Raw genomic sequence first — 4838 nt, 5'->3', positions numbered from 1 at the left:
CCCGTGTCACCGGTCCGACGTCCTTCGATGACACCACGCCCGCGCCGGTGCGGGCAAGGGACCACCGGGCCCCGGGCCGAAGACGCGGGGCCTCAGGCCAGGGCGCGTTCGACGGTGTCCAGCAGGGTGGCCCGCAGCAGGGCGGTCTTGTACCGGGTGCCCGGCAGCGGGGTGGTGCGGGCGGCGACCGCGTCCAGCGCCGCCGCCACCTCCGGGCCGGGCGCGGTGCCCGTCCGCGCCCCGGCCAGGGCGTCCTCCACCTCCGGCAGCCGCAGCGGCGTCCGGGCCACCGCGCCCACGGCCACCGCCGCCCGCTCCACCACCGCGCCGTCCGGGCCCGGCAGCAGCCGGACCACGGCCTCCACCAGCGGCCACTCGGCCCGCGCCCGCCCTGCGGCCCGCCGGTGCGCGGCACGCTCACCCGGCACCGGGGCGGGCAGCAGCACCGCCGTCAGCACCTCGTTGGGGGACAGCCGGTGGTCGCGGACGGGGTCGGCGGGCTCGTACAGCTCGGCCAGGGGGAACGTGCGCGTCCCCGCCGGGCCGACGGCCCTGACCCGGGCGTCGTGGGCCAGCAGCGCCACCGCCAGCGACGACGGGTGGGGCGCGGTGCACCCGCCGGTGTCGAACACGACCCCGTGCAGGTGGTCGCCCTCCCGGGACGGGCAGTCCCGCCCCTCGGCGTGCGCGCCGGGGAACGCCGGGTGGTGCAGGTAGGGGCAGCGGCCGCCCTGGAGCAGGTTGCCGCCCACCGTGGCGGTGCCCCGCACCTGCGGGGTGGCCAGCGCCCCGGCGGCCAGGGCCAGCGCCGGGTACCCGGTGAGCTCGGTCAGGGCGGCGACCGTGGTCAGCGCCCCCAGCCGGATCGTCCCGTCCTCGCCGGAGGCGACCCCGTGCAGGTCGGCGATGCGGGTCAGGTCCACCACCGGGGCGGTCCCGGTCGGCTCCAGGCCCCCGGCGCGGGGGCGGGCCCCGGCGGCCAGGGCGGCCAGCGCCCCGTCCAGGGAGTCGGGTCGGACGACGGTGCTCATCGGATCCCCTCGATCAGTCGGTCCGGGCGCAGCGGCAGCTCCCGGGGGCGCCACCCGGTGGCGTCGGACACGGCGTTGCCCAGGGCGGCGGCCACGCCCACCACGGACACCTCGCCCAGGCCCACCCCGCCGCCGGGGACGTGCTCGAACCCCTCCTGGTGGAAGTACACCTCGGTCTCGGGCACGTCGCCCATGCCCGGGATGCGGTAGTCCTCCAGGTCGTCGGTGAGGATCGCCCCGGTGTGCGGGTCGTGGCGGCGCTCCTCGAACAGGGCGTAGCCCACGCCCTGCACCACGGCGCCCTCGCACTGGTTGCGGGCGGTGCGCTCGGAGTAGATCCGCCCGGCGGCGATCCCCGCCCAGCAGCGGGTGGGCCGCACCCGCCCGAGCAGGGTGTCGACCTCCACCTCCATGACGTGCACGGCGCCGCTCAGGCCCCGGCCGACGGCCAGGTCGTCGTTCTCGGGGGTCAGCGCCCCCCACCGGTCGCGGCCGCGCTCGCCCACCACGCTCAGGCCCTCGGCGGCGGCCAGCGCCTCCTTGAGCACGTGCTCGTCGATGGGGCCGTGCGCGGGGACGCGGGGGTTGTGCTCGCGCAGCGCGGTGCGCAGCCGGTCTGCGGCGTCCGCGGCGGCCGGGCCCATCGACGGGGTGGTGCGGCTGCCGTAGGAGCCGGTGCCGTGCACCGACGAGGAGTCGCCGATCTCCACGCGCACGCCGCCGCCGGGCAGGCCCAGCCGCTCGGTGACGGTCTCGGCGAGCACCGTGCGGATGCCGGTGCCCAGGTCCTGGGTGGCGGCGCGGGCCACCAGCTCCCCTCCCTGGACGACCAGCTCCACCCGGGCCTTGGGGCCGAACAGGTACAGCCAGTTGGAGGCGGCCACGCCCACCCCGCGCCGGAACCGGCCGGTGCGCGGGCCGCGGGGCCGCTCCCGCCACAGGGCGGTGCGGGCGGCCCGCTCGTACAGGGCGCGGCGCTTGGGGTTGCCGTCCCAGCGCAGCCGCAGGGAGATGGGGTCCTCGCCCAGCCGGTGGGCCATCTCGTCCACGGCCTGCTCCAGCGCCCAGGCCATCGGCGGTCCGCCGGGGCCGCGCATGGGCAGGCCGGGCGGGCGGTGGGTGACCACGTCGAAGTCGCGCACCCGGCGGGGCGCGCGCCCGTACATGAGGAAGGCCAGGGTGGCGGTGGTGGAGCCCACCGAGACGCCGCCGTCGCCGTGGGAGTCCACGCTCATCGCGGCCAGGCCGCCGTCGCGGTCGGCCAGCAGCGCCACCCGGGTGCGGGTGCCGGGGCGGTGGCCGGCGTCGGTGAGCTCCTCGGCGCGGGTGAAGGAGACCCGGACCGGTGTCCCGGTCAGCCGGGACAGCTCGACGGCGGCCCGGATGTCGACGGAGACGCCGTTCTTGGCGCCGAAGCCGCCGCCGACGTGTTCGGTGACGACGCGCACCCGGTCCCGGTCCAGCTCCCAGCGGGCGGCGACCCGGTCGGCGAGCTTGCCGACGGACTGTGTGGAGGCGAACAGGTCCAGGCCGTCCCCGCGCCAGTGGGCGACGCACACGTGCGGTTCCAGCGGGGTGTGCAGCTGGGTGGCGGTGGTGTACTCCTCGGCGACCAGCAGCGGGTCGCCCGCACGGGCGGCGGCGCGCAGCCGCCGCACGGCGGTGGGGCCGCGCCAGCTCAGGGTGCCCGGCCCGCGCACGTTGCCGGTCCAGGACGCCGGGGGAGTGGGGGCCTCGCCGTAGGAGGGGGCGTCGGCCCGCTCGGCCCTGGTGGGGTGGACCAGGGGCGCGCCGGGGGCGCGGGCGGCGTCGACCTCGGCCACGGCGGGCCGGGGGTCGTAGTCGACGGTCACGGCGGCGGCCGCGGCCCGGGCCTGTTCGGGGGTGGGTGCGGCGACGGCGGCGATGGCCTGGCCGACGTAGCGGACGGTGCGGTCCGGGGGCAGCAGGTCGATCAGCGGGGTCGCGGGGTCGGCGGTGCGTACCGCGCGGACCCGGGCGTGGGGGAGCACCGAGCGGACGACGACCCCCTCCCAGGTTCCGGGCGGGGCCTGGTCGCCGCTGTAGCGGGCACGGCCGGTGACCTTGTCCAGGGCGTCCACGCGGGGCGGGTCCCGGTCGGGTTCGGTGTCGAACCCACCTTCGCAGGCGGCGGCGACGGCGGCGAAGATGCCCTCGTAGGCGCCGCAGCGGCACAGGTGTCCGGCCAGGGCGTCGGCGATCTCCTCCCGGCCGGGGCGGGTGTCGCCGTGCTCGGCGCGCCAGGTGTCGACGAACACCGAGGCCTCGACGACGAACCCGGGGGTGCAGAACCCGCACTGGAGCCCGTCGTGGGCGGCGAAGGCGCGCTGGACGGGGTGTTCGCCGCCCAGGCCCTCCACGGTGGTGACGGTGCGCCCGGCGAGCCGGTCGGCGGGCAGCAGGCAGGAGACGGTGGGGGAGCCGTCGACCAGGACCGTGCAGGCGCCGCAGACCCCGGTGCCGCAGGCGACCTTGGTGCCGGTCAGGCCCAGGCCGTCGCGCAGGTGCGCGGCGGCGCTGGTGGCGGGGGAATCGGGGACGGGGACGAGGGAGCCGTTGACGTGGGCGTCCATCAGAACTCCTAGTGAGGGGACCACCAGCTTCAGCCGGTGGGGGAATCGCTTCCCGTGAAAATTGGTCCGGTTATACACGCGCATCCTGTATAATCGGTGTGTGGCTTCAGCGCGTAAGGTTCGCCGGTTCTCAAACGGCGTGTACGACCTCGGGATACACCTGGTGTGGTGTCCCAAGTACCGCCGGCCTGTCCTGACCGGTGCCGTCGCTGAACGTCTCGAAGAACTCCTCCACGCCAAAGCCGACGAGAAGGGGTGGGAGATCGTGGCACTCGAAGTGATGCCCGACCACGTCCACCTCTTCGTCAAGCACGACCCCAAAGCGTCGGCCTCGTATGTGGCGAACCAGTTCAAGGGGTCCACCTCGCGGGTGTTGCGCCAGGAGTTCGGGCACCTGCGTTCGCGGCTGCCGACCCTGTGGTCGTCGTCGTACTTCGTCGCGTCGGTCGGGGCCGTGTCACAGGAGGCGGTGCGCCGGTACATCGACACCCAGTGGGAGCGCCTGTGATCCGCTCCTACAAGTTCCTGATGCGCCCCACCCAACGCCAGCGGGTGGCGCTGGCCGGGATGCTGGCCGATCACTGCTCGCTGTACAACGCCGCGTTGCAGGAACGCCGGGACGCCTACCGTCACCCCTCCAAGACGAAGATCAAGTACGGCGACCTGTCCGCACAGCTCAAAGACATCCGCGGGTTCGACCCCGAACGTCAGGGGCGGTGGTCGTTTTCCTCCCAGCAGGCCACCCTGCGCCGCCTGGACAAGGCCTTCCAGGCGTTCTTCCGAAGGGTCAAAGCCGGACAGAAGCCGGGCTATCCCCGGTTCCGTTCCGCCACCCGTTTCGACACGGCCGTCTTCCCCAAGGACGGCGACGGGTGCCGGTGGGACAGCGCCCCGCACCTGGCCGACACCCGTGTGCGGCTGCAAGGCGTGGGACACGTGCGCGTCCACCAGCACCGCGAGGTCAAGGGTCGGGTCAAGACCGTGTCGGTCAAACGCGAAGGCCAGCGCTGGTATGTGGTGCTGGCCTGCGACCAGGTCCCCGCCCAGCCCCTTGCGCCCACCGGCGCGATCGTCGGCATCGACATGGGTGTGGCCTCGTTCCTGACCACGAGCGATGGCACCCACGTCCCGAACCCGCGCCACGGCAAGACCAACGCCGACGCCCTCGCCGAAGCCCAGCGGGAGCTGGCACGGTTTCCGCACCGCAGGGCCG

At 75.3% G+C, this 4838-nt stretch carries 4 protein-coding genes; 2 read left to right on the top strand and 2 right to left on the bottom strand.

What is annotated here, in order from left to right; translation table 11 throughout:
• Nucleotides 1–92: 92 nt before the first annotated feature.
• On the bottom strand, nt 93–1031 hold the full coding sequence (locus ACJOT3_RS32485; RefSeq protein WP_406976958.1) for an FAD binding domain-containing protein: 939 nt from the start codon (nt 1029–1031) through the stop codon (nt 93–95).
• Nucleotides 1028–3625, bottom strand: coding sequence for a molybdopterin-dependent oxidoreductase (locus ACJOT3_RS32480; RefSeq protein WP_406976957.1), 2598 nt, complete (start codon nt 3623–3625; stop codon nt 1028–1030). The genes ACJOT3_RS32485 and ACJOT3_RS32480 overlap by 4 nt, the downstream gene beginning before the upstream one ends.
• Before the next feature lie 100 nt (nt 3626–3725).
• Here ACJOT3_RS32480 and tnpA point away from each other — a divergent pair, with 100 nt between their 5' ends.
• Both tnpA and ACJOT3_RS32470 read left to right on the top strand, forming a co-directional pair.
• A complete protein-coding gene (tnpA, locus tag ACJOT3_RS32475) occupies nt 3726–4133 on the top strand; it encodes an IS200/IS605 family transposase (RefSeq protein ID WP_406976956.1) in 408 nt (135 codons plus the stop codon).
• Nucleotides 4130–4838, top strand: a 709-nt coding sequence (locus tag ACJOT3_RS32470) for an RNA-guided endonuclease InsQ/TnpB family protein (RefSeq protein ID WP_406976955.1), incomplete at its 3' end; no start/stop codon positions are given. The genes tnpA and ACJOT3_RS32470, both read left to right, overlap by 4 nt.

The sequence above is a fragment of the Nocardiopsis protaetiae genome (genome assembly GCF_045446735.1).
GTDB lineage: Bacteria > Actinomycetota > Actinomycetes > Streptosporangiales > Streptosporangiaceae > Nocardiopsis > Nocardiopsis protaetiae.
Note: the sequence above shows the minus strand (reverse complement) of the source record. Positions and strands in the feature narration are given on the sequence as shown.